The 25,211-nt window shown below is 48.5% G+C and carries 25 protein-coding genes; 22 read left to right on the top strand and 3 right to left on the bottom strand.

The features are described from left to right. The first annotated feature begins 372 nt into the window (after window positions 1-372). The 3 genes from A3849_RS20115 (at window position 373) to A3849_RS20105 (ending at window position 3,120) form a co-directional block, all read left to right on the top strand. Window positions 373-1,044, top strand: coding sequence for a response regulator transcription factor (locus A3849_RS20115; protein WP_074113017.1), 672 nt, complete (start codon window positions 373-375; stop codon window positions 1,042-1,044). After that, on the top strand, window positions 1,041-2,441 hold the full coding sequence (locus tag A3849_RS20110; RefSeq protein WP_074113016.1) for a HAMP domain-containing sensor histidine kinase: 1,401 nt from the start codon (window positions 1,041-1,043) through the stop codon (window positions 2,439-2,441). Before A3849_RS20115 ends, A3849_RS20110 begins: the two co-directional genes overlap by 4 nt. 64 nt (window positions 2,442-2,505) lie before the next feature. Continuing rightward, window positions 2,506-3,120: a DedA family protein gene (locus tag A3849_RS20105; RefSeq protein ID WP_074113015.1), complete on the top strand. Its 615-nt coding sequence runs from the start codon at window positions 2,506-2,508 to the stop codon at window positions 3,118-3,120. A gap of 14 nt (window positions 3,121-3,134) precedes the next feature. Here the strand turns inward: A3849_RS20105 and A3849_RS20100 are convergent, their stop codons facing one another. Continuing rightward, on the bottom strand, window positions 3,135-3,995 hold the full coding sequence (locus tag A3849_RS20100) for an AraC family transcriptional regulator (RefSeq protein ID WP_074113014.1): 861 nt from the start codon (window positions 3,993-3,995) through the stop codon (window positions 3,135-3,137). Between the two features lie 204 nt (window positions 3,996-4,199). After that, a complete protein-coding gene (locus A3849_RS20095) occupies window positions 4,200-5,633 on the bottom strand; it encodes a hypothetical protein (protein ID WP_074113013.1) in 1,434 nt (477 codons plus the stop codon). Window positions 5,634-5,851: 218 nt separating this feature from the next. On the opposite strand from A3849_RS20095, the gene A3849_RS20090 reads away from it, so the two are divergent. From A3849_RS20090 to A3849_RS20070, 5 genes are all read left to right on the top strand, one after another. Continuing rightward, window positions 5,852-6,232 carry a GntR family transcriptional regulator gene (locus A3849_RS20090; RefSeq protein WP_074113012.1) on the top strand — a complete coding sequence of 127 codons (381 nt, stop codon included), beginning with the start codon at window positions 5,852-5,854 and terminating at the stop codon, window positions 6,230-6,232. Next, window positions 6,229-7,098 carry an ABC transporter ATP-binding protein gene (locus tag A3849_RS20085; protein WP_074113011.1) on the top strand — a complete coding sequence of 290 codons (870 nt, stop codon included), beginning with the start codon at window positions 6,229-6,231 and terminating at the stop codon, window positions 7,096-7,098. The genes A3849_RS20090 and A3849_RS20085 overlap by 4 nt, the downstream gene beginning before the upstream one ends. Beyond that, window positions 7,091-7,729 carry an ABC-2 transporter permease gene (locus A3849_RS20080; protein WP_074113010.1) on the top strand — a complete coding sequence of 213 codons (639 nt, stop codon included), beginning with the start codon at window positions 7,091-7,093 and terminating at the stop codon, window positions 7,727-7,729. Before A3849_RS20085 ends, A3849_RS20080 begins: the two co-directional genes overlap by 8 nt. A 148-nt stretch (window positions 7,730-7,877) precedes the next feature. Next, complete coding sequence (locus A3849_RS20075; RefSeq protein WP_083613599.1) at window positions 7,878-9,785, top strand: heavy metal translocating P-type ATPase; 1,908 nt, start codon at window positions 7,878-7,880, stop codon at window positions 9,783-9,785. Between the two features lie 115 nt (window positions 9,786-9,900). Continuing rightward, window positions 9,901-10,206 carry a metal-sensing transcriptional repressor gene (locus A3849_RS20070; protein WP_074113009.1) on the top strand — a complete coding sequence of 102 codons (306 nt, stop codon included), beginning with the start codon at window positions 9,901-9,903 and terminating at the stop codon, window positions 10,204-10,206. Between the two features lie 98 nt (window positions 10,207-10,304). On the opposite strand, the gene A3849_RS20065 is transcribed toward A3849_RS20070, so the two are convergent. After that, entirely contained in the window at window positions 10,305-10,646 is a 342-nt protein-coding gene (locus tag A3849_RS20065) for a ribosomal protein L7/L12 (protein ID WP_074113008.1), read from the bottom strand. A gap of 235 nt (window positions 10,647-10,881) precedes the next feature. On the opposite strand from A3849_RS20065, the gene A3849_RS20060 reads away from it, so the two are divergent. The 14 genes from A3849_RS20060 (at window position 10,882) to A3849_RS19995 (ending at window position 25,023) form a co-directional block, all read left to right on the top strand. Next, window positions 10,882-11,685 carry a 4'-phosphopantetheinyl transferase family protein gene (locus A3849_RS20060; protein ID WP_074113007.1) on the top strand — a complete coding sequence of 268 codons (804 nt, stop codon included), beginning with the start codon at window positions 10,882-10,884 and terminating at the stop codon, window positions 11,683-11,685. Continuing rightward, entirely contained in the window at window positions 11,657-12,361 is a 705-nt protein-coding gene (locus A3849_RS20055) for a response regulator transcription factor (protein ID WP_074113006.1), read from the top strand. The genes A3849_RS20060 and A3849_RS20055 overlap by 29 nt, the downstream gene beginning before the upstream one ends. Continuing rightward, window positions 12,358-13,389 (top strand): sensor histidine kinase, encoded by a 1,032-nt coding sequence (locus tag A3849_RS20050; protein ID WP_083613598.1) that lies wholly within the window; start codon window positions 12,358-12,360, stop codon window positions 13,387-13,389. The genes A3849_RS20055 and A3849_RS20050 overlap by 4 nt, the downstream gene beginning before the upstream one ends. An 82-nt stretch (window positions 13,390-13,471) precedes the next feature. Next, the gene (locus A3849_RS20045) at window positions 13,472-14,239 is read left to right on the top strand and encodes an ABC transporter ATP-binding protein (protein ID WP_178382752.1); all 768 of its coding nucleotides are present in this window, start codon (window positions 13,472-13,474) and stop codon (window positions 14,237-14,239) included. Further along, window positions 14,229-16,187: an FtsX-like permease family protein gene (locus A3849_RS20040; RefSeq protein WP_074113005.1), complete on the top strand. Its 1,959-nt coding sequence runs from the start codon at window positions 14,229-14,231 to the stop codon at window positions 16,185-16,187. The genes A3849_RS20045 and A3849_RS20040 overlap by 11 nt, the downstream gene beginning before the upstream one ends. Before the next feature lie 154 nt (window positions 16,188-16,341). Then, complete coding sequence (locus A3849_RS20035; RefSeq protein ID WP_074113004.1) at window positions 16,342-16,773, top strand: MarR family winged helix-turn-helix transcriptional regulator; 432 nt, start codon at window positions 16,342-16,344, stop codon at window positions 16,771-16,773. Window positions 16,774-16,847: 74 nt separating this feature from the next. Continuing rightward, window positions 16,848-17,672, top strand: coding sequence for a Cof-type HAD-IIB family hydrolase (locus A3849_RS20030; protein WP_074113003.1), 825 nt, complete (start codon window positions 16,848-16,850; stop codon window positions 17,670-17,672). A 145-nt stretch (window positions 17,673-17,817) separates the two neighbouring features. Then, the gene (locus A3849_RS20025; protein WP_074113002.1) at window positions 17,818-19,437 is read left to right on the top strand and encodes an ABC transporter substrate-binding protein; all 1,620 of its coding nucleotides are present in this window, start codon (window positions 17,818-17,820) and stop codon (window positions 19,435-19,437) included. Continuing rightward, window positions 19,434-20,423, top strand: coding sequence for an ABC transporter permease (locus tag A3849_RS20020; protein WP_306010719.1), 990 nt, complete (start codon window positions 19,434-19,436; stop codon window positions 20,421-20,423). The genes A3849_RS20025 and A3849_RS20020 overlap by 4 nt, the downstream gene beginning before the upstream one ends. After that, entirely contained in the window at window positions 20,420-21,286 is an 867-nt protein-coding gene (locus tag A3849_RS20015) for an ABC transporter permease (RefSeq protein WP_074113000.1), read from the top strand. The genes A3849_RS20020 and A3849_RS20015 overlap by 4 nt, the downstream gene beginning before the upstream one ends. Next, window positions 21,286-22,041, top strand: coding sequence for an ABC transporter ATP-binding protein (locus tag A3849_RS20010; RefSeq protein WP_074112999.1), 756 nt, complete (start codon window positions 21,286-21,288; stop codon window positions 22,039-22,041). Before A3849_RS20015 ends, A3849_RS20010 begins: the two co-directional genes overlap by 1 nt. Next, entirely contained in the window at window positions 22,041-22,814 is a 774-nt protein-coding gene (locus tag A3849_RS20005) for an ABC transporter ATP-binding protein (RefSeq protein ID WP_143191868.1), read from the top strand. Before A3849_RS20010 ends, A3849_RS20005 begins: the two co-directional genes overlap by 1 nt. After that, the gene (locus tag A3849_RS20000) at window positions 22,811-23,869 is read left to right on the top strand and encodes a pyridoxal-phosphate-dependent aminotransferase family protein (RefSeq protein WP_074112998.1); all 1,059 of its coding nucleotides are present in this window, start codon (window positions 22,811-22,813) and stop codon (window positions 23,867-23,869) included. The genes A3849_RS20005 and A3849_RS20000 overlap by 4 nt, the downstream gene beginning before the upstream one ends. Window positions 23,870-23,871: 2 nt before the next feature. Then, the gene (locus tag A3849_RS19995) at window positions 23,872-25,023 is read left to right on the top strand and encodes an amidohydrolase family protein (protein ID WP_074112997.1); all 1,152 of its coding nucleotides are present in this window, start codon (window positions 23,872-23,874) and stop codon (window positions 25,021-25,023) included. The last annotated feature ends 188 nt before the right edge of the window (window positions 25,024-25,211 follow it).

Here is a 25,211-nt window from a genome sequence, read left to right as displayed (position 1 = left end):
ACGAATGAGGACTATTGACGAAAGATTTTCCATGGGGTAGATAGGAAATACTTGTATTTATGTAATTTTGATGGTAAATTATAGTTATAAGTTTGGGATTCAATCTGGGCCCAGCGATCACAGTAACCAACTTGAAAATGTAAGGCAAAAAGGAGCATTTCCCCCAATGCTCCTTTTTGTTATGCGTAAATTTGACTACCCGTAGATAATCTTCACGAGTCCACAACTGAAAAAGAGGCACTAAATGAAAAAATTCTCCCCTAAGTAATTCACCATTCATAAATTAATGATTCTTTAAGAAAGGAGAGGTACACTTAGTTGTAGCTGTATAGAAGTGAAGGAATGAATGGGTTCACCTGGAGAGGATCACATATGAACAGAATACTATTGATTGAGGATGAGAAGAATCTGGCCCGCTTCATTGAACTGGAGCTGCAGCATGTATCTTATTCGGTTACCCGGGCGCAGGATGGGATTAACGGTCTGAAGCTGGCAGAGGAAGAAAACTGGGATTTAATATTGCTGGACCTGATGCTGCCGGGCCTTAACGGAATTGAGGTCTGCCGGCGCATCCGCAAGGTGAAGCAGACTCCGGTCATTATCATTACAGCCCGGGCCGGATTGTCCGATAAAATCAACGGGCTGGACAGTGGTGCCGATGATTACATCGCCAAACCATTTGCGATTGAGGAGCTGCTCGCACGTATGAGATCGTTACTGCGAAGAGCGGGCACTCTATTGGAAGGGCATCTGCTCGTATGCCAGGATCTTCAGCTCGACGCGCTGGGCCGGACCCTTACCAAAGCCGGGGAACCCGTTGAGCTCACGAAGCGTGAATTCGACATCCTATTGGTTTTGATGCAGAACATGGGCCGGGTTATGACCCGGGAGAAGCTGATGGAGTCAGTATGGGGTTATGAAACGGATGTGGAAATGAAGGTGGTGGATGTGTACATCAGCTATTTGAGAGGGAAAATCGACTCACCCGGACAACCCAGTGTTGTACAGACTCTGCGCGGCTTGGGATATGTGATCCGTAAATGAGAAGAGTCACCACACTGCTGTCGCGGCTGTCCATCCGTTGGATGCTGGCCATTTGGTCCTCTATTTTGCTGTGTGTACTGTTTCTAAGCTACAACGGGGTGCAATATTTTGTGATTAACCGCTGGATGTTACATCAGGAGCAGATCGCTCTCCACAAGAATATGGAGGAGATTCAAGGGTATTTCCGGGCAGAGAACGGAACGGCTGAGAGAATTGCCGGCAGCCGTTCTTTTATGGAGAGCATCAATGGGAACCATCAGCTGATCCGTATTCTGGATGTCCGTGGTAATCCGGTATTAACCGTATCTGCTCAACTGCCGGAGGAGTGGGTGAAACCGCAAGTTTCAACGAAGACAACCACGGACAGCATCTGGCATGAAGAAGAACATCTTCTGATCGTCAGAAGTCCGCTGCGCACTTCCAAGTTTAGCGGAACTATAGAAATCGTGAACAACCTGGCAAGCTCTGATCAGCTAAGTGATCTGCTGCTGGGTGTTATGATCGCCGGCTGGCTGGGTGCTATCGTTATCAGCGGGATCGGGGGAGTTTTTTTGTCCCGCCAGCTCCTGCGGCCCATTCAATCGTTAAGAGACACAATGACCAGTATTAAGCAAAAAGGGCTGCAGGAGAGGGTTCACATCTCGGGCAGCAATGATGAGCTGGCTCAGCTTGCCAGGGTTTTTAATGATCTGATGGACCAGCTTGAAGCGTCCTTTTATAGCCAAAAGCAGTTTGTTGAAGATGCTTCCCATGAATTACGGACACCGATTTCTATCATTGAAGGGCATATTTCACTGCTTAGCCGTTGGGGCAAACATGATCCGGTGATTCTTGAAGAATCGCTGAATGTATCGGTGCAGGAGCTGGGCCGCCTGAAAGGGATTGTCAATGAACTACTGGAGCTTACGCGGGCAGAAGAGAAGAGCAGGGAGCAATATGACTTTCCTTGCATAGCCAGAGATACCCTTCAATACACCCTGCGGAATTTTGCTTTGCTGCATCCCGATTTCCATTTCACTCAGAATCTCGATGAGATAGACGGTACGGTAATCCATATTGTGCCAAATCATCTGGAGCAGATTTTGCTTATCCTGTTGGATAATGCTGTTAAATATTCGGGAGCTACACGAACCATTACAATAAACGGAGTTGTGCAGGAGTCCCGGCTTCACATCCGTGTAGAAGACTGTGGTATTGGAGTGCCGGAGGAGGATTTACCCCTGCTGTTTCAGCGGTTCTATCGCGTGGACAAGTCAAGAAGCCGGGAACAAGGCGGAAGCGGCCTGGGGCTCGCCATTGCAGAACGCCTGGTCGCGAGATACAGCGGCAGCATAACACTCTCCAGCATACCCGGACAGGGAACGGCAGTCACACTGTCTTTTCCCGTTGTAGAGTAGCTCCAGAACCAATAATGGTTCTTAAGTGTGATACGAGCAATAAGGTAGGATAAGGAGGGATAGCATGCATCAATTACTGAACGCTATAACGGATGCCGCTCTGAATCTTGTTAACACGCTGGGGATCTGGGGAATCTGGATCGGGATGGTACTGGAGAGCGCCTGTATTCCCATTCCCAGCGAAGTCATTATGCTTAGCGGCGGATTATTGATTGCCAGAGGCTCGTTGTCATTTCCGGCGGTGGTGGCCGCCGGAGTGCTCGGGAATCTCGTCGGGTCTATTGCCGCATTTTATGTGGGGGCACATGGTGGCAGAAGATTACTGGAAAAGTACGGCAAGTATATTCTCTTTAATTCCCGCCACCTGGAGCAGTCCCAGCGCTGGTTCGACCGTTACGGTGAAAGTACGGTGTTCTTCACCCGGATGCTGCCGTTTATTCGGACCTTCATTTCTTTGCCCGCCGGAATTGCCGGGATGAAACCCGGGAAATTTGTTTTTTTCACTGCTCTGGGGTCCTTGCCCTGGAATATTGCTCTGGTGTATCTGGGATATCGCCTCGGAGACCATTGGACAATCGTCGAGGAGTACATGCGCCCTGTGAGTTATATCCTTTGCGGTGCTGTCGTTATTCTTATCATTCTCTGGCTGGTGCGCCGGCGAAAAGAACGCACGGCTTAACAGCTACGTACGCTCTAGTCCTGCCGCAGCATAGAGCGGTATTCACTGGGTGACATGCCGCTGAATTTGCGGAACTGCCTGGAGAAATAGAGTGCATCGTTGAAGCCGACAGATGAAGCTACCTGATCAATGGTGAGGGTACCTGAGAGCAGACCTTTGGCTTTGTCCATCCTCATCTTCAGCAGATACTGCTTCGGGGAGAGGCCTGTTTTCTGTTTGAAAGCCTTGGACAGATGCGCACGATGGTAACCGAGCGTGGCGGCCATATGATCTATGCTGATCTGTTGATGGAACTGCAGGGAGATCCAGCGGATGGCCTGGTCAATCTGCCGGTCGATGATTTCCGGCATTTCCTTGGGTCTGGCAGGCAGGATAGCCAGGTTGTCTTGTCCGAAATGGTGAAGCAGGAGCCGCGTCCATCCAGAAGCCTCCAGACTCTCCAGCCGTGGATAAGCAGACTGCCGGAAGCACACACGAATCCGTTCGTACAAGCTGCGTAGTTCAAGGGTATTCTCTGTTTGAAGCAGCGGCCGCTCCTTTGTAATGCCGATATCGGACAGCAGCCCGGATACACCGGTGCCTTGGAGTGCAACCCAGGCATAATGCCACGGGTTACGTTCATCCGCCTGATAGCTGAAGAGGGAGCCGGGAAAGATCACGAAGGTGTCTCCGCACCTGCACTGCTGAGATACAGTGCTGCTCTGAAAGCAGCCCTCACCCTCCAGCACCGTATGAATCAGATAATAATCATGAACGGATGGTCCGATTTTATGACCGGGATATGGCTGGCCTTCACCGCTGAACAGAACGGCAAGGTCCTGCTCTTCGGGGAGCAGATTAAAGCCGGCGGTAAAGGAATAATGCTCAGGAATCATGGCCGGTCCACCTTTATGTAATGAATGAGACGCACTATTGTCAGGCTACAACAGGTTTGTTCTATTTGCAACATTTGTCCATACAACAATAGGGGTTCTTCCGCAAGCTTCCAATAGATAATAAAGTAACAGGTATATTCCCTCTATATGATGCGGATTATGCCTGTTCAGCATGGAGTCGGAGGAGGTGCTTCCTGTAACCTCTCATAACGAAAATACACTGCCATACTCTCCTTTAAAGACCGGTGCTCCAAAGGCCTTAACCCATTCCTGATAAAGCCGCGTGGAGCTGTCGTTTTTGACGATTAAAAAGTCGGGATGGTCGAACTTCACAATATCGGGAAGGTATTCCGAGAAACCGTACATGGAACGCTCAAAAGCGGTCCAGCCCATCGGTCCGGCAGAGGCTTTGGTGATAAAAGGGTCCTGCCTTCCGTCACAGAGCACGTCACCACCGCGGTACATGACATAACCGGATGATCCATAGCTGGAGAGCACCCTAGGTCTGACACCCTGTGCCGCATGTTCCAGGACATAATCCATTTCTTTTACAGGATAAGCGCTAGCATCGATTGCCGGCGGTACGGTGAAAATACAGACGATATTAAGGGAAAGGCCTACTGCCAGTGCAAACATCAGAGTCCCCCGGCCAAGACGCAGGGAGAGGCTGCGGAAATACGGTACCACTTCGAAGAAAACGCCAGCGAAATAAGGAATAAACAGCCACATAAACAGGTTTTGCTTGAAATTGGTTACTCCCAAATAGAGAATGCCAGCCATCAGGAAGAAGCGGAAGGGCTTTTTGTAGAGCGAAAAGGGAAGGGTTACCGCAAAAAACAACAGCAGCAGCAGAATAGGCAGATTCTCAATTCGGTTGAACTGGATCGGCTGCCACTCGTTGATGAGCATGTTGAAGTGATTATGGGTTACGGTGAAGATATATAGCAAGCTCTTTGCACCAGCCGGATTCAAAAGTCCGGAGAGCCAGACCAGTATGAATACTGCGGCACGGCGTAAATTCAGTTTTTTCTCCAGCAATGATTCCAGCACAGCCATGCCCGTGAACACTGCAATCACCAGCCATACTCCGGTGTGAATATTGGCTACTGCACAGGAGAGGAGTATCATCACAGTGGCATTTTTAAGACTTGTCTTCAGTTGGAATTCCCGCATATACACGAAGAACCACACAATCATCCCGGAAGAGATCATCTGCGGCCGCCCTTTGAAATAGTTGTAATAGATCCAGCCGGTAATCAGCAGTACAAAAGGCAGTAGGAGCGGATGTTCCTCAGGCAGGCCCAGTTCTTTGCGCGAAACCTTCCCTAAACGGAGCAGTCCCATAATAAGCCAGAAGATGCAAACGGCAGTCAACAGGTAGATGCCCGGCCAACCGAATGCCTGATACAAAGGAGCAATAAGAAGCTGAAATCCGAACTCATGGGGAATATAGGGCAGCTTGTCACTATAAAAGGTATGGATGGCATGATGAAGCACGGTGTGGTGGGCAATCATGTAACGGCCGAGTTCAATATGCCAGAATGTGTCAGGGTCATTATAAGAATATTTGGGCATCAACAGCAGAATGAAGACAACAATCAGAGTCCCATAGCCCCGCTTGAACCATTTTGTGCGCATTGGAAGGATTATCCCCTTTTAGATCTACTATAATTCCCAATCGTTAGTGAACAGTTAAAAGTCTGATAAAAGCTCATATTCATACCTTTTCCCATAAAGAGGTATCAGGATACCTCATGCTATAACGTATGGAGAGAATCTTGACAAGCAAATAAATAGTGTATATATTACACATATACAATAATTACAGTAATTACAGAGGGTGCTGATGCCGCAACATGAACATATTGATATCGAGTACATCCGGCGAGCCGATTTATGCCCAGATAGCGGGTCAGGTCCGCCAACTGATTCTTCAGGGTGAACTGGTTACCGGGATGCCGCTGCCATCCATCCGCCAGCTAGCCAAAGAGCTGCAGATCAGCGTGATCACCACAAAACGGGCTTATGAGGAGCTGGAGCGGGAGGGTCTGATTAATTCTATCGTCGGGAAGGGTTCATTTGTATCCGGGGCAGATCAGGAGTTCATCCGGGAGCAGCGGCTGCGGATTATGGAAGGCAAGCTGAAAGAGATTATTGACGAGAGCAGGCTTTTGGGAATGGAATATAAGGAACTTGCGGAGATGCTGAAACTGCTCTATGAGGAGGAGAAAGAATGAGTGAGGTCATTCAGCTGGAAGGCATAAACAAAAGCTATGACCGGTTTGAACTGCGAGATATTACGGTCGGCATTAAGGAAGGGTATATCACAGGGCTGATCGGCCCGAATGGGGCGGGCAAAACAAGCCTGATCCAAATGATCATGGGGATGGTCTATCCGGATCAGGGTGAAATTCAGCTGTTCGGGCAGAACCATCTGCTTCATCAGGCGGCTATCAAGGACCGGATCGGTTATGTATCGGATGAAAATATATATTACGAGCGTCTAACTGTAAAACAAATGAAGGCAATCATAGCTCCGTTCTACAGCCGTTGGAATGAAGATGTATACCAGAAGTACCAGGAGAGATTCAAGCTCCCGCCGGATAAGAAGATCAAGGATCTGTCGAAAGGGATGAAAATTAAATTCTCACTTGCCATTGCCCTGTCCCACGATGCGGATCTGCTGATTATGGATGAGCCTACTTCGGGGCTCGACCCGATTTTCCGCAGAGAACTGCTGGAGCTGCTTAGTGAACACATCCAGGATGAGAAGAAGTCTATTCTCTTCTCCACACATAACACAATGGATCTGGACCGTATTGCCGATTATATTGTGTTCATCAATGACGGACGGCTGGTTTTTAACGAGATGAAGGAATCTCTTACGGAGAAATATCTGCTGGTCAAAGGCGGGAGGGAACTGCTTGACCGGGACGTCCGGCGCTGGTTCATTGGTATTCGTGAGACAGCCGTAGGCTTCGAAGGACTGATCGGTAACCGTGCGGAAGGCGAACGCTACTTCAAGGATACCGCCATCTGTGAGATCCCTACGCTGGAGGAAATCATGTATTTTACCGTAAAAGGAAGTGAAGCACATGCGTAACTCCATTTATTTGATCCGTAAGGATTTCTTCCTGGTCCGCAAGTTTTTGTTACTGCTGATTCCATACTATATCATTATGGGTTTTACGAATATTGATGCCTACGCGGTATTTGCCCTGCTTCCGGCAATGCTGATATTGTTGAATGCCTGCGCTATGGACGTGCTGGATAACAACCAGCGGTTTCAGATCAGTCTCCCGGTGCCCCGCCATCAGCTGGTACTAGCCAAATATTTAAGTCTGATCCCCTATGCTATCATCAGTCTGATCTGCACGCTGCTGCTCTACCTCGCCGGGGTTTTTTCCGGGCAGATTAGTGAACCGGTTGCCTGGAGAGAGTTACTATTGACCATTGCAACCTTCCCGGTACTTGCATCCTTTTATTTACCGCTGTACTTCTGGCTGGGACAAAAAGGGATGCAGATCGTGAATTTTGCCTTTATCATGCTGATCATGTTGAATATCACGGCTACATCTCATTTGGCAAAGCGGTTTCCGGCTCTGCTCGATTGGATTCACCCGCAAACCTCAAGCCATATCTTATTGTGGGCTATAGGCGGTGTGGCTTACATATTTCTACTGTATTGTTCTTATCTGATTTCACTACGGATTTTCGTTAAGAAAGACATTTGACCCGGAAACCTTTGAGGGGCCTCTGAACTATTCAGAGGTCATTTTTTTGTCACAACTTCTCGCTGAAAGGTCATTTACAATATGCCCCCCGGGGGGATATATTTATGAGAATAGTTCTCATTATAAATACTTTTAGGGAGTGAATGGAATGGGTGAGACCCTGCACATGAACGAAAACAAGGACGCCTCTTGGAAAGCTGTATGGGAAAAGAATGGAGGTATACTTATCGCTGCCGCTTGTCTGGTGCTGATAGGATTGGCCTGGAGTCTGGAGCGGAATGGGCAAGGAGCTTGGTCGATTGTGTTTTTCGTCCTGGCTTACGCCGTAGGCGGTTACCGCAAGGCGTGGGAAGGACTGGAAACGCTGATTAAGGAGAAGGATCTCGACGTTGATCTCCTGATGGTGGTTGCGGCTGCAGGTGCGGCGAGCATTGGCTATTGGCTGGACGGGGCCGTACTGATCTTTATTTTTTGCCTGAGCGGAGCCCTGGAGGATTATTCTATGGAGAAGACCAACCAGGATATTGCCGCGATTCTGAAGTACCGGCCGGAAGAAGCTGTACGGCTTCAAGACGGCGTGGAGGTGCGGATCAAAGCGTCTGAACTGCAAAAGGAGGACCTCGTGCTGGTGCGTCCCGGCGAGCGGATTCCCTGTGACGGTACGATTGTCGAAGGCAGCTCCGCAGTAGATCAGGCCACCATTACCGGGGAGTCCATTCCCGTAGATAAAACGCTGAATGATACTGTATTCGCTGGAACGATGAACGGACAAGGTGCCCTGCGGGTGCGGGTGACTCAAGCGGCTGAGGATACACTCCTCTCACGGATTATACATATGGTTCAGGAAGCGAAGAACGAGCTGCCGCCGAGCCAGCTTTTTGTTGAACGGTTTGAAGGGATTTATGCTAAAAGTGTCGTGGTGCTCGCTTTGCTGCTGATGGTGCTGCCGCCTTATCTGTTGAACTGGAGCTGGGAGGCTACGATCTACCGGGCGATGATTTTCCTCGTGGTAGCTTCCCCGTGTGCACTTGTTTCCTCTATTATGCCCGCGATTCTATCAGGGATTTCCAACGCTGCCCGTAAAGGCGTACTGTTCAAGGGTGGAGTTCACCTGGAGCAGATTGGGAATGTAAACACGGTGGTTTTTGACAAAACAGGTACTTTGACTGAAGGACGTCCAAAGGTAACGGATATTCGTCCGGCGCAAGGCCTCACAGAAGTCGAACTGCTGCGTCTAGCAGCTTCACTCGAGAATCTGTCCATGCACCCGATTGCCAGAGCAGTGGTAGACAAAGCGGCAGAACAGGGGATTGCACTGGAACCGGCGGCCGCAATGCAGGCGGTAACCGGAATGGGGGTCAGCGGGTTGGTGAACGGTAAATCCTGCCGTCTAGGAAAAAGAAGCCTGCCTCTGGAAGCCACGATGGATCAGGAACTGCTCTCTGAAGTAAAGACGCTGGAGGCCGAGGGGAAAACGGTCGTATTCGTTGAATTGGAAGGACGGTATGCGGGCATTCTGGCTGTTCAAGATACACTCCGTTCGAACGCGGCTATGGCAGTGAAGCAACTTCAAGCAATGAATAAACGCGTAGTAATGCTTACCGGAGATGCCACATCTACCGCAGAAGCTATTGGAAGACAAGCCGGAATTGATGAGATTTACGCAGAAATGCTGCCAGACGGGAAGCTGGAAGTAATCCGCAAGCTGACAGAGAAGTACGGGAAAGTGGCGATGGTTGGGGACGGTGTGAACGATGCACCTGCACTGGCTGCGTCATCCGTAGGAATAGCGATGGGGGCAGTAGGAAGTGATGTTGCTCTGGAGACGGCTAACGTCGTGCTGATGACGGATGATATTGCCAAAATCCCGTATGCCATCTCATTGGGAAGCCGCACCAGCCGGGTCATTAAGCAAAATATTACGTTTGCCCTAGCTGTCATTCTGATTCTGGTGGTGTCCAACTTTGCAGGAGGCATTAATTTGCCTTCCGGTGTAGTCAGCCATGAAGGAAGTACACTGGCTGTCATTCTAAGCGGACTGCGGCTGCTCAGATAGGTCTATTTGTTTCTATGAATCTATTCTTGCTATAATACCTCTAGCTGGCAAACCGTTAGATTCTTAAGTTCACTCTATAACCGGGTGAAATCACAAAACAAGCTGGGGTGTAATTATGGTAGAGGAAACAGACGGGCCTATTCATGACGAGGATTACGAGCATAAATACCGCAGGCAAATCGTCAACCGGCTGGCCCGGATTGAAGGCCATGTCCGCGCCGTCAAGGAAATGACTGCCGAAGACCGTGATTGCTCGGAGGTTCTGCTGCAGATCGCTGCGATTCAGAAGGCGCTGGATAAGGCGGCAAAGCTGCTGCTTAAGGACCATCTGGAGAATTGTGTGGTTAAAGCTGTACACCACGGCAATCAGGATAAGGTGCTGGAGGATCTGAACAAGGCCCTCGATAATTATATACGTTAACGTAGAACCGGCTGCACTGTCCCTTTAGGGATTCGCGCAGCCGGTTCTTGTCTTCATTGGTTAAGCATGGCTATGGCCGGATAGTACTATTTAAGGAATTACCTGCCCTGGTCCATATGGTCAACGTAATCCTTGGCATCCTTCAGTGATAAATTCCTCGCTTCACGAAGCACCTTGATCGCTTGGATTTTCTTGCCTTCAGCCAGCAGCAGATGCAGCCTTCTCTCCAGGTCCGGAGCAAATTCCATGTTCTGCACATTCAGCGGAGTCGGTGTTTCCATATTTGGTTTGAGCATGTTTCCTCCCATTCCAGAGCGGCTATCGATCCGCTCCAGCTGTGATTGCAAATCTTTAACCCTCCTGCTAAGGGTCATTACTCTGAACATCAATAGTATCGAGAGAGTAAGTGCGGCGACCGGGATCCAATCTGTAGTTTGCAAAGATATTGCCTCCCTGTATTATTGGTATATTCTATATTACACAATACCCGACATGTATAACGATGTTTAGTCTGCAATTGATAATTGCAGGCTTTTTTGTGCCGGAATTCAACATTATACAGCATAAACATTCATTGACATTTCAGAAGAGGGTAGATGATAATTTAGTAGATTCAAACGGGATATTCTGGTAAAAAATCGAAAAGTACTTGAGAACAAGAATAGGGGCACAGATATGCTGTATGCAACTTTTGAGAAGCAATACAAGCTTTTTCTCACCAGGATCGTAAGGAAAGCGGAGCTTAAACTAGAAGGTCCGGAAGGCATGTATGGGTTGAATATTAGTGTGGTTTCCGTGCCTCCAGAGGATGGACCACTGGATTATCTGAGCAACGCGGAAAAGGATCAATACAACAGCTTCCAATACCAGCGAAGACGTAACAGCTATCTCCTCAGTAAGCTGGCTTGTAAAATGGCAGTGGCTCGTGCCGAAGATGATCTCACTGATATAGTCATTGATCATGGAGTTATGGGGCAGCCATTTATACGTGGAAGTGACCGGAAGATCACCATTACTCATTGCGATACCATGGGCTCGGCAATTGATTATGACCCCCGTCTTTTATTAGGTGTTGATATGGAGCTCATAGATGAGAAGGCCATGGATGCCATAGCGAGAATTACATCCAAGGAGGAGCAATTCCTGCAGCATGAACTTGGAATACAGGCTCCTGCTTTCCTGACTGTGCTCTGGACCGTTAAGGAAGCGATGTCCAAAGTGATTCAGACCGGGTTTACGGTTCCTACAGAGCTGTTTGAGGTTAAGGGATGCGTATGGAAAGAACAAAATATCATCACCCATTTCAAAAACTTCACTTCATATAAAGCCATAACAGTGCTGCGGAGTACATATGTCTTTACCATCGTGCTTCCTTCCAAAGCGATGACTGAGATGGGAGAGACCCGGCTGATGCAGCAGTTGGAGGCGCTAATGCCCGGAGGTGACGGAATTGTTCAAGATCATGATCGTCGAGGATGACAGCAAAATCAGAACCCTAATCACCGATATTCTGCGTAAGTACAGCTATGAAGTGGTGGAGGTTGCGGATTTTTTGCAAGTCGAGCAGATCTTCGAGCAGGAATCGCCGCAACTGGTGCTGCTTGACCTGAATTTACCGTACTATGACGGATTCTATTATTGCCGGGTATTCAGAAGGAAAACCACGGTGCCGATCATTGTGATCTCCGCCAGAGATGAAGAGTCCAGCCAGGTGCTGAGCATGGAGCTCGGTGCAGATGATTATATCGTCAAACCGCTGAACATTCAGGTGCTGCTGGCCAAGATTATGGCGATTTTGCGCCGGAATTACGGGGAATATGCTGTCAAACCGGAACCGGAGAAAGAACTGCTGCCGATACATTTAGATGACCGCAATTTCAGCATTTCCTGTAATGGTTTGGTTGAAGAGTTAAGCAAGAATGAGTACAAGCTGCTGAAGAAGCTGATGGACAAACAGGATACGATCGTCAGCAGGGAAGAGCTGCTGGAAGAACTGTGGGATGATGTGCATTTCGTCGTGGACAATACGCTCACTGTGAATGTCACCCGGGTGAAGAGCAAACTGGCCAATCTGGGCTTCCAGGATGTTATCAAGGTAAAAAGAGGCGTAGGCTATATCTTTGATTCGGCTATGGCAGGAGGGACACGCCAGTGAGTATCAAGCTTTTTCGGGATTTTATGCGTGATCATTTTTCGTTCACGCTTGTCTATTTTATCAGCCATCTTCTGGTAAGTGTATACTGCAATCATTATATTAGCGGTAATATCCAGCTTATGTACCTGCTCAGCATCAGTGTGTATGTCTATATCCTGTACATGTGCTTCCGCTTCATCCAATATGTCTCCACCCGTCGGGAGATCCAGAGGCTATCAGAGAATATTGAGATTGAAGAAAAGGGCTTTTCCTGTGAACAGCAGTCCATCATTTCGATGATTCACCGCATTCATCACACCTACCAGGACCAGATTTATGAGATCAAAGCCCAGGCTGACAGTACTCATAAATTCATTTCGCAGTGGATACATAATCTAAAAGCCCCGCTGTCGGTCATCGACCTCATCCTGCAGAATGACAACATGAACGCTACCGGCCATACCCTTGCCTTGCAGCATATCGGGGAAGAGAAGGATAAAATCCTGAGCATGCTGAACCAGATGCTGAAGTTCTTCCGGCTGGAGCATTTCACCCGTGATTATAACCCGGAACCCATCCATCTGCTGGAGTCGCTCAGAGCCCTGATCAACAGCAAGCGGAACCAATACATCTATAACAATGTCTATCCGGTGATCGAATGCGAAGAGGAGAACGTAATCGTCATGACGGACAGCAAATGGAATCACGCGATGCTGGAGCAAATCGTCACTAATGCGATCAAATATTCGGATGCGGGAGAAGAGGCGAAAGCCATCCACTTCCATATTAAGCAGAGTGGCGACCGCGTGGTGCTGTCCATCCGGGATGAAGGTATCGGCATCGAAAAAGTGGATTTACAGCGGGTGTTCCAGCCCTTTTTCACCGGGAAAAACGGACGTACCCACCATCAGGCGACAGGTATTGGCCTCTATGTCTGCTCGGAAATTGCCCGGAAGCTGGGTCATCTCCTTACCATTTCCTCAGAAGTGAATCAGGGCACAGAGGTACAGATTGCTTACCTTTCAAAATTGAAAGACAGCGTAACTTAAATGGATGGATACTGCTTCCGGGGACTTCTACAATGAAGATATATCGTTCAATACACCCAGAATGAAAAAGGGAGATGAACCGGTGAGCATAGTACTGGAAGTCAAAGAGGTCAAGAAGATCTATGGTGTGCAGAATGGTGGTAACTCGACAGTAGCGCTCGATTCCATCAGCTTTTCGGTCGAAAAGGGAGATTTCATTGGAATTATGGGGCCCTCAGGGAGCGGCAAAACCACCTTGCTGAATATCCTAAGCGGTATTGGTAAGCCGAGCTACGGTGAGGTTTTTATAGGCGGCAAGAATATTACTTCCCTGGACACAAATGAAATGTCGCTCTTCCGCAGGCAGCATCTCGGCTTTGTATTCCAGGAATTTAATCTGATGGATAGTCTGACGCTGAAGGAAAATATCATGCTGCCCATGATTCTTGACAAGAAAGACAAAGAGCAGATGGAAGCTAAAAGCGAGGAGATTATGAAGCTGTTCGGCATCAACGAGATTGCCGGCAAATATCCCTGTAACATCTCCGGAGGGCAGCAGCAGAGAGTCGCGGTCAGCCGGGCGCTGGTCAATGATCCGGATATTATTTTTGCAGATGAGCCTACAGGCAACCTGGATTCCAAGTCTTCAAGTGCCGTGATGAAATGCATCGCGAGGATGAATCAGGAGCGTGAGAGCACCATTCTAATGGTAACCCATGATGCCTTCGCTGCTAGCTTCTGCAAAAAAATCATATTCATCAAGGACGGGGCGATCTGCATGGAGATTGTCAGCAGCGGGGTCCGCAAGGCGTTCTTCGATCAGATCCTGGATTGTCTGGCGATCATCGGAGGAGAGCGCAATGACCTTTAGAGATGTCACGATTAAGAACTTCAAACATAATATCCGGAATTTCTCGTCCTATTTTATGTGCAGTGCCTTTGCAATCACAATCTTCTTCCTCTATGCTGCCTTGCTGTTCAATAATAGCATTCGTGAGGGTACGGCGGAGGATGTGATCCGGATTGTGCTGATCTTGAGTCTGGTAGCTCTGACGCTGTTTTCCGTATTTTTCATCAATTATGCACATTCCTCATTTATCCAATCGAGAAGCAAAGAATTCGCCATCTTTATGTCACTGGGCATGAACAAAAATGATTTGCAGAAACTTATTCTGCTGGAAAATCTGATCATCAGTGTTTCCTCACTCATCGTGGGGATCATCACAGGAGCGGTCTTTTCCCGGCTGTTTCAGAATGTGGCAATTGATTTGCTGGATCTGAAGGAGGTTTCTTATTCCCTTAGTGCGGCGAGTTTTGTAGTGACAGCGGTTGTTTTCACATTGATTTTTGCCGCCTCGCAGCTGATATCAAGCGTGAAAGTCGGCCAGCTGGATATCGCGGATCTGATGAAGGATTCCCGTAAGCAGGATAATCATGCGAAGAAGAATGACACTATGCTGGGGCTGGCAGGCGTGGGGCTGGTTGTGGCCTCGATCCTCTTTCTGGTGCTGATCTCCAGTCACGAGAGTCTGAATACGAATCCGCTTATGGTCATTTCTTATATTTTGATGAGCTTCATCGGTATCTACATGGTCATTGCCCATCTGGGGAACACGCTGATCCGCTTCCTGAAGAATAAGAAATTCTATTACCGTCACATTCTCTCCATCACCGAAATTAATCACAAATTCAATCAGAACAAGCGTGTGATGTTTATCCTGAGCATTCTCAGCGGGATGACCATTTTTCTCGTAGCTTCACCTTTCTCATTGCTGCAGCTGTCGGAAAGTATTGCAGAGCGGAATAAATATGATATTGAGTATATCTCGGTAACAGGTGTACACACACTGGGGAGCGGACAGCTGGAACAGCTGATGAAGCAATCCGCAGAGCCGCTTAAGTCGATCACAGAAACCAGCTTTCTGAATCTGAGAATGAACCTGGAAGGCGACAAATACGATGTTCTGAAGTCAAAGCCAATTATTTCACAGGATAGGTACAACTCACTAACAGGCGAGAATGTAACCGTGGGGGCCGGAGAAGCCTTGAATATCATCACGGCATGGGAGCCGGGTTCTCATGGTATTGACCCGGGAGCAGCGATTGTGTTCACCGATGGTATCCAAACCTTCGATTTTATGGTGAAGTCCTCCTACCATGGCGATTGGTTTGCAACAGCAAGCTCTTATCCCACAAGCTCAGGCATCGTAGTCAGTAATGAGGATTACAAGGACATGGCGGCTAAGGTAGACGGAAGTGCAATAGGTACCCATTATGGGATCAACTTTACAGACTGGAAGGGTACAGAAGGGATCGTCCAGAGGCTGAAGGATACTTTGCAGGCAACTGACAAGGATGGAAGCGGCCAATGGTTTGCGGTCTCCTCCAAAATAGATGCCTATAAAGAGCTGAAAAAGAACTATTCGCTGTTTGTGTTCATAACCTCTCTTGTTGGTGTTTTGTTTTTTGTTGCAGGTGGAATGGTGCTGTATTTCAAGCAGTACACCGAAATAGGGAATGCCACTGTCTTTTTCCGCAAGCTGTACAAAATCGGGATCAGTGACAGTGAGATTCGGGCGGTAGTATCCGCAGAGCTGCTCATAACCTTTTTTGTCCCCCTGCTTCTGGGCAGCCTCTTGGGTTACTCCTTCATCTATCTGGTCACTCATATCATGAGCGGTTCCGATATCCTCGGTGAATTCATGAAGAACACCACGATTGTGGTCGCTGTCTATTTCCTCTTCCAGCTCAGCTTCTACAACATTACCAAACGCAAGTATGTCCAAGAGGTTGTGCGAAAGCTGACCAGTGCGTCATAGAACGAATGATACGCGGGTTGGGCAAGTCACCTGACATTGCAGGTCAGTGATCAGAAATGATCATTGGCCTGTTTTGTTTGACTGTTAGAAGGATGGAGTATATGCTATTCATATAATTAGATATCTAACTATTCACAACTAAAGGAGTTTTCCCATGACTGAACAACCTTCGAACACGCCATTTTCAGATTTGATCCGGGAAATTGGATTGAAAAAGAAAAGACAGGCAAATGAAAGATTAGCGGAGCTGGGCATGAATGCACAGCAGGGGCAGATGATCGGTTATATTGCGGAACATCAGGAGAACGGCCTGATCCAAAAGGATCTGGCGGAGCATTTCAACCGTAAGGAGGCCAGCATCACCAGCATGCTTCAAGGCCTGGAGAGAAAAGGATATATTCAACGCGTGATCCCCAAAGAAAATGAGCGGCAGAAAAAAATATATCTATTGGAGAAAGCGGCGGTTCTAGTCGAAGAGTTCAATGAGATTTTTGCAGATGTGGAAAAAAGCATCACGGATAACCTTACTGCGGAAGAGGCGGAAACACTGATGAGATTATTGAGTAAGGTGAATTCGAGCCTGTAGGTTACTTGACATGAAATGCATTTCACAATTTACAGTAAAGGAGACAACATAAACTTACATGAGGAGAACTTACAATGAACATCAAATTAATTGCAGCAGATATGGATGGCACCTTTTTAGATGATCAAAAAAACTATAATCAGAAATGGTTCAAGCAGCTGTACGCTGTAATGAAGGCTAAAGGCGTTCATTTCGTGGTAGCCAGCGGGAACCAGTATTATAAGCTGAAATCTATTTTTGAAGATATCCAGGATGAGCTCGCTTATGTTGCCGAGAATGGCGCCTATGTCATCGATGGGACAGAAGTGTTGTTTACGGGTGAAATTCCACCGGATCAGGTAGGGCTGATCGTGAAGAAGCTGAGTCAATATGAGGAAATTTCGGCAGTCATGTGCGGAGTGGAGGGGGCTTATGTGCTCGAAAACGCCAGCGATGATTTCTATGACCTCATGTGCCGTTATTATCCGAGATTGCAGAAGGTAAGTGCTTTTGAGCAGGTTGACGACCAGATTTTCAAATTTTCCTTAATCACTCCAGATTGGACAGCCGGTGGTGTTGAAAAATATCTGCCGCTGCTCATGGAAGAGCTGAAGGGGATGGTAGATCCTGTGACCAGTGGCCATCAGTGTATTGACCTGATCATTCCCGGATGCCACAAGGCCTCAGGGCTTGAACGTCTAATGGAGCGCTATGGTGTCCGGCCTGAGGAATGCGCGGCATTTGGAGACAGCAGTAATGATATTGAAATGCTGAAGTTATGCAAATACAGTTATGCAATGGACAACGCTTCGCCGGAAGTCAAAGCTGTAGTCAATTATCACACGGTGAGCAATAACGATCATGGTGTGCTGCATGAAATTTCATTACTCTTGGGGGAGCCGTCCTTGATGGAAATATAGATTAAAACGAATTCATTTCCTGCAATGGATAAATTAGATCTATTGTCAGCCGGGATCTGATTTTTTGTTTGACAGACGGGGATGATTCATCCATAATTCAATCCATACTAAACACATAAGATTTATCAGAAGGGGTGGGTCACTCGTGTCAAAGTTAAAAGCATCTTTAAAAAAATCGGTTGGAATAGGGACGTTGGCAGTTCTGTTTCTGGTATTGCTAGCAGGATGCTCCGGCTCCAATAATAAAGCTGATTCAACAAATGCGGCTCAGGAAAGTGCCAGTCCGGCTCCAACTCAGAGTACAGACGCGGCTAAACCCGCTGTGGGCGGCACTTTTGTCTATGGACGGCCTGCTGCGGTGACTTCATTCGATCTGCATAAGGAAATTACATCGAACAATGCGTTTGCGATTGATAAAGTGTTTGAATCCCTCGTCTCTTTTGACAGTAAGGGCGAAATAGTAGACTTTCTTGCCAAGTCACACAGCATCAGTGAAGACGGTTTGACGTATACCTTTGTTCTCCGCGACGGCTTGAAGTTCTCGAACGGTACGGATGTAACAGCTGAGGATGCGGTTTTTTCGCTACAGCGGCATTTGAAGGTTGAAGGCCCGCTGGCCATTTCGGCAAAGGTGGCTACGATCAAAGCACAGGATAACAAAACACTGGTTATCACGCTCAAAGAGCCGTATACACCGTTTATCTCTGAGCTGTCCAACTTCTCGAACGGGATTATTCCGAACCATTTCGGCGGAGTCACCGAAGAAGAGTTTTTCAAAAAACCGGTCGGTACGGGACCGTTCGTAGTAGAGAGCTGGGACCCTGCTGGTGATTTGACCTTCACCAAGAATCCGAACTATTGGCAGGAAGGCAAGCCCAATATTGATAAGCTTGTATATAAGCTGATTGAAGATGACAGCCAGGCGATTAACCAGCTGAAGGCGGGAGAAGTGGATGCGATTGAATCCTTGGCCCTGCAGAATGCCAATGAGATCAAGGACGGCTCTGATACAGCAGTAGTTACCAACGGGAGCTGGGTGACGGAGCAGCTATTCTTCAATACGCTCGACGAACACTTCAAGGATGTGCATGTCCGCCGTGCCCTGGCGCTCGCACTGGACCGTGACGGATTGACTAAGGCACTTACGTTTGGCTATGCACAGACTGCAAATTCCCTGCTGCCTCCAACGATACCTTATAACGCAAACGATTCGATTAAAGCGCTGAACTTCAATGTTGATGAAGCCAAAGCAGAGCTTGCCAAATCTGCCTTCCCTGACGGATTCAGTACAAAATTGCTTGTTGCTTCAGGCAACAGTACAAGAGCCCAGGAGGCGCAAATCATCCAGGCTGCAGGCCAGGCGATCGGCATCAAAATAGAGATTGAATCGATTGAACTGGCTACCTTCCGTGAACGGTTTTTCGCTTATGATTTCTCAGCTATGCTGAACAGCGGACAAGCGGACTCTCCGGAAGCGAACTCCATTCTTGCTTTCCAGACGGACCCGCAAGGTTTCAGTAAATCATATTGGACCCATTACACGAATGAAGAAGTCACCAAGCTTTTATATGATGGACAAAAAACAGCGGATGGGGATGCCCGTGCAGAGATTTACTCCAAGCTGCTGCAGACGCTGGCCGATGAAGTGCCTTATATTCCACTGTACTATCCTGATATTCTGATCGGTGCCCGTTCTTCCGTTCAGGGCCTGGTTGTTTTACCTAACGGCAGTGTGCGATTCGACACGGTTAGCATCAGTAAATGATGAAACCTAATTCTTCATTTACTGGACGGACAGGAGGCAATGCATCTCACAAGTGGCTACTAATAGCACTTGTGAGAGCCCTGGCCGTGATCCTATGCGTAATGACGGCAGTTTTTTTCATTATCCGCATCGTGCCTGGAGACCCCGCAAAAATGATTCTGGGAGAATACGGTACACCTGAGGCGCTCGAGAGTATGCATCATACACTCGGGCTTGACCTCTCTTTATGGGACCAGTTCCTGCGTTTTGTGAAGACACTGTTTACCCAAGGAGATACAGGAAATTCAATTGTGACAGGGACCTCTGTCAGAGAGCTGATCATGCAGCGGGCTCCCATTACTTTGCTGCTCATTCTGATGGCTTGTGTGCTGGCAATCGTCATAGCCCTTCTGCTTGCTACACTTGCAGCCACTCATAAGGATAAGCTGCTGGATCATCTGATCCGTATTTTTCCTGCAATCACTCTGGGTATGCCAATCTTCTGGGTTGGCATTCTTTTGATTCTGCTGTTTAGCGTCCGGCTCGGCTGGTTTCCTGTCGGTGGAGTGGGAGAGGGATGGACCGGAACCCTGCACAGCCTTGCGCTCCCGGCGATAACAGTTGCTTTTTCACAGATTCCTACGCTTGTCCGGTCGTTAAGGGCGCAGATGCTTGAAGTGCTGGAATCCGATTTTGTAGTTACCTTGAGAGCTGCCAGAATACCGGGCAGGGTAATTCTGTTCAAGCATGTGCTGCGCAATTCTGCTCTTCCTACACTGATGCTGCTTGGGGTGAATATCTCCTATCTGATCGGAGGGACACTGGTTGTTGAACAGGTGTTTGGAATCAAGGGAATGGGCAGCCTGCTGTTTACCTCGATCTCGAAACGGGATTTTCCGGTTATTCAAGGCATAGCTCTATATTGTGCCCTATCTGTTGTGATCATCAGTCTATTGATTGAAATCATTTCCTGGTGGCTAGATCCCAGAACGAAAGGAAAACAATGAACGATATACGGTTAGACCCACCATTGCAAGAGGGCGGCAGAACAGCTGGAAGCTTCAGACGAATATGGAATACTCCTTCACTTTTTGTGGGCAGTATGATGTTTGCATTGCTCATTATCCTGGCCGTGTTTATCCCTTACTTAAGTCCATATGAGCCTACGGGACAGAATCTGAGCGCATTTTTACAACCTCCGTCCGCAGCACACTGGCTCGGAACCGATCAGCTGGGACGTGATTTGTTCACGAGATTGATCTACGCTGCGCGAACCGATCTAAAAATTATGGTACTGGCAGAAATCATTCCCTTTTGTACAGGTGTGTTTCTGGGTATGCTGGCGGGGTATTACGGAAAATGGATCAATACCGTCATTACGCTGCTCACAGATACGTTTATCGCCTTTCCTTTCTATCTGATTGTTATTATTGTGGCCTTTGCCAGTGGAGCAGGTGAACGGGGGATATACATCACCTTTATGCTGGTCGGATGGATCGTGTTTGCCCGTGTCGTCAGAGGTCTGAGCGCGTCGTTCCGCGAGCAGGAATGGGTAGCATCTGCACAGACACTAGGATTGCCGGGACTAAGAATTATTCTGCGCCATCTGCTGCCCAATGTGCTGCCTCAAGCCGTTGTCGTCCTGATGACCGATATGATTGGTTTGCTTGTAGCCATTGTTACACTCGGATATCTGGGCATCGGCATTGCACCGCCAACTCCAGACTGGGGAACCATGATCTCTGACGGACAACCCTTCATCACGACAGCTTGGTGGCTCTCGGCAGTTCCGGGATTTGCTGTAGTGTACACCGGCATCGCTTTGTCACTGGTTGGAGATGGATTGGCCGATATTTGGAGGAAAAAATAATGTCAACACATCCGATATTGCAAATGGAGGGACTGTCGCTGGCGGCGAAGTCCAAAGAAACACTAGTGAGTAACGTCAGTTTCTCGCTTGGTAAAGGAGAAAGTCTGGGCTTGGTAGGTGAGTCGGGTTCCGGCAAATCGCTTACGCTGCGGGCCATTCTGGGGCTGCTGCCGCGCGGTGTTACACAGACCGGAGGTGTGATTAAGAGCGGGGCTAGCAGCGCAATGGTTTTCCAAGACCCTAGAGGCGCGCTCGATCCGCTCTGTCCGGTGGTTAATCAGCTGGCAGAAGTCGTATATTACAGGCAGCAGGTCAGCCGGAAGGCTTCACGCATCATAGCACTGGAACTGCTCGAGAGACTCGGTCTGCCTGAATCTCTGAAGAAAACGGACCGGTATCCCAGCCAGTTGTCTGGCGGTCAGTGCCAACGGGTGGTCATCGCATTGGCCCTGGCTTGTAAACCAGGCATTCTTCTCTGTGATGAGCCGACCACGGCTCTGGATGTTACGGTTCAACGGCAAATCATTGACACCATTACCGACCTTCAGCATGAATTAGGGTTTGCTATGGTCTTTGTTACCCATAATCTGGCGATTGCAGCGAACCTCTGCTCCAAACTGTATGTGATGAAAGCAGGCCGGATTGTAGAGCACGGAGATACACTTGATCTTTTACAGAACCCTACGGACCCCTATACACAAATGCTGATTGATTCAGTACTTCCGCTGCCGGAGCTTGAAGGGAGTGGAGCTTGATGGATATGGCCCTGCAAGTACACAACCTCACCGTTCGCTATGGCGGATTCACTGCCCTGGATAAACTCAGTCTAAACCTGGAACAGCATACCACGCTTGGTCTCGTCGGCGAATCCGGCTCGGGCAAATCCACCCTGGCAAGGGTGATTGCCGGACTAATTGCACCCGATGAAGGGAAGATCATGCTGGGATCTCAGGAATTATTGAAGAAGAGAAGCCTACACCAGCATAAACAGATCCAAATGATCTTCCAGAATCCGGATGCCTCGCTGAATCCCAAGCATTCAATCCGGCAGATTCTTACCGAAGCCCTGCTGTTTCACAACATCGTGGGCCGGTCACAGGTTGAGAAGCGATGCCAAGAGCTTTTGGCCCGTGTTCAGCTGGAAGCCAGATCACTGGATAAATACCCTCATGAATTCTCCGGCGGCCAGCGCCAGCGGATCGCAATCGCGCGTGCGTTAAGTGTGGAACCAAGCCTGCTGATTGCAGACGAGCCGACGAGCGCACTCGATGTGTCTGTACAGCGGAGTGTGCTCGAACTGTTCAATACACTCAAGGCCGAGCTTCATCTTTCGTTGCTGTTCATCTCTCATGATCTGGGAGTTATTCACGCCATTAGCGATACGGTTGCAGTCATGCGGCAGGGCAAGCTGGTGGAGGTAAGTCCCAAGGACCAATTCTTCATCCGCCCGGAACATGAATACAGTCGCGAGCTTTTGTCAGCCGTTCCGAAAATGCCAAAAACTAGTAACAGCAGGAGGTTAATATGAACCCGGAACATCAAGGATTTGTGCCGCTTTCGTTGGCAGAGTTCAATACACTTACTGAATTGCTTTCCAGACTTTTATCAACCCAGCATCCTCCGGTTATTATCCCGGGTGAGGCCATCTTGGGAATTGAGGCAGTCGCTGCCGGAATAGCCGCACCGGGACGTACTTTTGTCAATGTAGTTACAGGCCCTTACGGCAGATTATTCGGGCAATGGCTGGAGCGGGGAGGAGCAACGGTTGCTGAGGTTATAGTCCCCTTTGATGAAGTGGTTACAGCGGCCTTGGTCGCAGAAGCAATTGAACAGTACAAGCCAGATGCCCTATCCTTTGTTCACGCTGAAGTGGTTACAGGCGGTTCTAATCCCGTCAGGGAAATTGTTAAGCTTGCACAGGAGTTCAACCTGATTACAGTATCAGATTCTGTATCGGCGGTCGGGGGAGAGATTCTCCCCGTAGATGAATGGGGCGTAGACTTTGCGGTAATCGGTGCACAAAAAGCCTTGGCTGGACCTAACGGCGTCAGTGCTGTCAGCATTTCACCACGCGGCTGGGAATTTCTTGAGTCGAATGAAATCGCCCCCCGCAATTCCATCCTGTCGCTACTGGATTTGAAACCATCCTCGGATGGGGCTTCTCCGTTACGGGTTCCACCCAACATACCTGTTTTGGAGGCCAGAGCTTTGATCCTGGCGCTAACACGAATCGAAGAAGAAGGTCTGGAACAGGTGATTAAGCGGCATGAAAGCGCCGCAGCTTCTACAATAGCAGGAATAACTGCCTTGGGTCTTGAGCCGTGGCAAAAGGACAGCAGACATTATTCTACTCTGACTACAACCGTCAGGATCTCGGAGAAGCAGGAATTGCTGATCCATCAGCCTGTGGGTATCGTGGCTCCCGGTGACGGGGGACTATTCGGCCAGCTTCTGCGGATTAATCATTTTGGAAAGAATGCTTCACGGAGAAGCGTAGAAGAAGCTATAACGGTTCTTGCCCAATTGTTGAAAATGGACCCTGAACAGGCATTACTGGCTGTCCGGCGGGTATGGGGAGAATGAGCATGATCCAAAAACATCCAAAGCTGCTGTCACTAGAAAATATGAATATTGCAGGTATTGAAGATAAACGATTCGATATTGCGATTAGAGATGGACGGTTCTATTCGATTGCTGAGGCTGGTCCCTATCCTAATGAATCAAGTCATCCGGGTCAGGATTTATGGATAAGTCCTGGTGTGATAGACCTTCATACGCATCTTGCCTGGACAGACTTTGACCACGACGATCAATTGAAACGCGATCAATCTGAGATCGAAGTGATGCAGGCTGAAGCCTTCGCGGCTACGCTTCGGACGGGTGTCACGACTACACGTGATGCAGGCGGGATTCTGCCAAGCACGGTGCGTCATCTGGTCCGGCAGTATCAGCAGCCCCTCCGGGTGCAGACCAGCAGCGATATGATTGGGGCAGCGGATGCACACGGTCTTAAGCATTTGGAAGCTCGAATGGCTGATATCTTTGCTACAGGAGCAGGCTGGATTAAAATCATGGCGACAGGCGGCCTTGGTACGCCTACCGAGAAAGTGGTTGATCCTATTTTCTCGGAAGAGGAGTTCGCCTTCATTGTCCGCAATGCGCATGCCCATCATAAAAAGGTGCTGGTACATACGTGGGGCGGAGTGACGATTGACTGGTCCATTCAAGCGGGTGTGGAATCCATTGAACATGGAATGTTCCTGAGTGAGGAGCAGGCTGGCAGACTCGCTGAGTCTGGAGTAGCTTTTGTGCCCACAACCTCGATTTACCGCATTGCCGCTGATCCGAAAGGTGTACTGGCCTTGAACCCGCTGATTTGCGATCGGGCAGCACGTGCTGCTGAAGCCCATTCGAAAGCTATAGGCTATGCCCAAAAAGCAGGAGTCCGTTTAGGATTCGGTACGGATTACGCTACTCCTGCACTGCATGGTTACAACCTGCAAGAGCTTGATACGTTAATGGATTACGGGCTGAGCCGGGCAGAAGCGTGGAAGTCTGCTACAGAGAGTGCTGCCGGGATTCTGGGCAGTGGCAATGAATTAGGGCGAATTGCCGAAGGGTATATTGCAGATGCAATTATATACAATGCTAACCCGTATCAGGCGCAAAACGCAGACCAGCTCCGAAAAAGCATTGTTTCCGTGATCACCGGGGCACAGGAATCAGATTTGGTCTGACCATAATAGTTTATTCTGGCAACAAACTTTAACCAGCAGAGCTCCGGACTCTGCTGGTTTTTTGTTTTTTAGCAAGCTATATCAATCTGTTTGAATTGTTATTTTTGTTTGTGTCTTTTTTTATAACAGTGTTGTAATCTTGCAGGAAACCGGCACGCTCAGAGAGAAAGAAAGAGACTAGAGATTAT

Source organism: Paenibacillus sp. P46E (genome assembly GCF_001909095.1).
In the GTDB taxonomy this organism is placed as follows: Bacteria; Bacillota; Bacilli; order Paenibacillales; family Paenibacillaceae; genus Paenibacillus_AQ; species Paenibacillus_AQ helianthi.
The sequence above is the reverse complement of the archived record's forward strand: the minus strand, read 5'-3'. Positions and strand labels throughout refer to the sequence as shown.

Bases quoted from the DNA above. Each gene is read 5' to 3' on its own strand.
- A3849_RS20110 (WP_074113016.1), top strand. From the start codon at position 1,041: ATGAGAAGAGTCACCACACTGCTGTCGCGGCTGTCCATCCGTTGGATG.
- A3849_RS20040 (WP_074113005.1), top strand. From the start codon at position 14,229: ATGACCTTTAGAGATGTCACGATTAAGAACTTCAAACATAATATCCGG.
- A3849_RS19995 (WP_074112997.1), top strand. From the start codon at position 23,872: ATGATCCAAAAACATCCAAAGCTGCTGTCACTAGAAAATATGAATATT.
- A3849_RS20030 (WP_074113003.1), top strand. From the start codon at position 16,848: ATGAACATCAAATTAATTGCAGCAGATATGGATGGCACCTTTTTAGAT.
- A3849_RS20035 (WP_074113004.1), top strand. From the start codon at position 16,342: ATGACTGAACAACCTTCGAACACGCCATTTTCAGATTTGATCCGGGAA.
- A3849_RS20075 (WP_083613599.1), top strand. From the start codon at position 7,878: ATGGGTGAGACCCTGCACATGAACGAAAACAAGGACGCCTCTTGGAAA.
- A3849_RS20085 (WP_074113011.1), top strand. From the start codon at position 6,229: ATGAGTGAGGTCATTCAGCTGGAAGGCATAAACAAAAGCTATGACCGG.
- A3849_RS20020 (WP_306010719.1), top strand. From the start codon at position 19,434: ATGATGAAACCTAATTCTTCATTTACTGGACGGACAGGAGGCAATGCA.
- A3849_RS20005 (WP_143191868.1), top strand. From the start codon at position 22,041: ATGGATATGGCCCTGCAAGTACACAACCTCACCGTTCGCTATGGCGGA.
- A3849_RS20115 (WP_074113017.1), top strand. From the start codon at position 373: ATGAACAGAATACTATTGATTGAGGATGAGAAGAATCTGGCCCGCTTC.
- A3849_RS20090 (WP_074113012.1), top strand. From the start codon at position 5,852: ATGAACATATTGATATCGAGTACATCCGGCGAGCCGATTTATGCCCAG.
- A3849_RS20000 (WP_074112998.1), top strand. From the start codon at position 22,811: ATGAACCCGGAACATCAAGGATTTGTGCCGCTTTCGTTGGCAGAGTTC.
- A3849_RS20060 (WP_074113007.1), top strand. From the start codon at position 10,882: ATGCTGTATGCAACTTTTGAGAAGCAATACAAGCTTTTTCTCACCAGG.
- A3849_RS20100 (WP_074113014.1), bottom strand. From the start codon at position 3,995: ATGATTCCTGAGCATTATTCCTTTACCGCCGGCTTTAATCTGCTCCCC.
- A3849_RS20070 (WP_074113009.1), top strand. From the start codon at position 9,901: ATGGTAGAGGAAACAGACGGGCCTATTCATGACGAGGATTACGAGCAT.
- A3849_RS20080 (WP_074113010.1), top strand. From the start codon at position 7,091: ATGCGTAACTCCATTTATTTGATCCGTAAGGATTTCTTCCTGGTCCGC.
- A3849_RS20105 (WP_074113015.1), top strand. From the start codon at position 2,506: ATGCATCAATTACTGAACGCTATAACGGATGCCGCTCTGAATCTTGTT.
- A3849_RS20015 (WP_074113000.1), top strand. From the start codon at position 20,420: ATGAACGATATACGGTTAGACCCACCATTGCAAGAGGGCGGCAGAACA.
- A3849_RS20095 (WP_074113013.1), bottom strand. From the start codon at position 5,633: ATGCGCACAAAATGGTTCAAGCGGGGCTATGGGACTCTGATTGTTGTC.
- A3849_RS20010 (WP_074112999.1), top strand. From the start codon at position 21,286: ATGTCAACACATCCGATATTGCAAATGGAGGGACTGTCGCTGGCGGCG.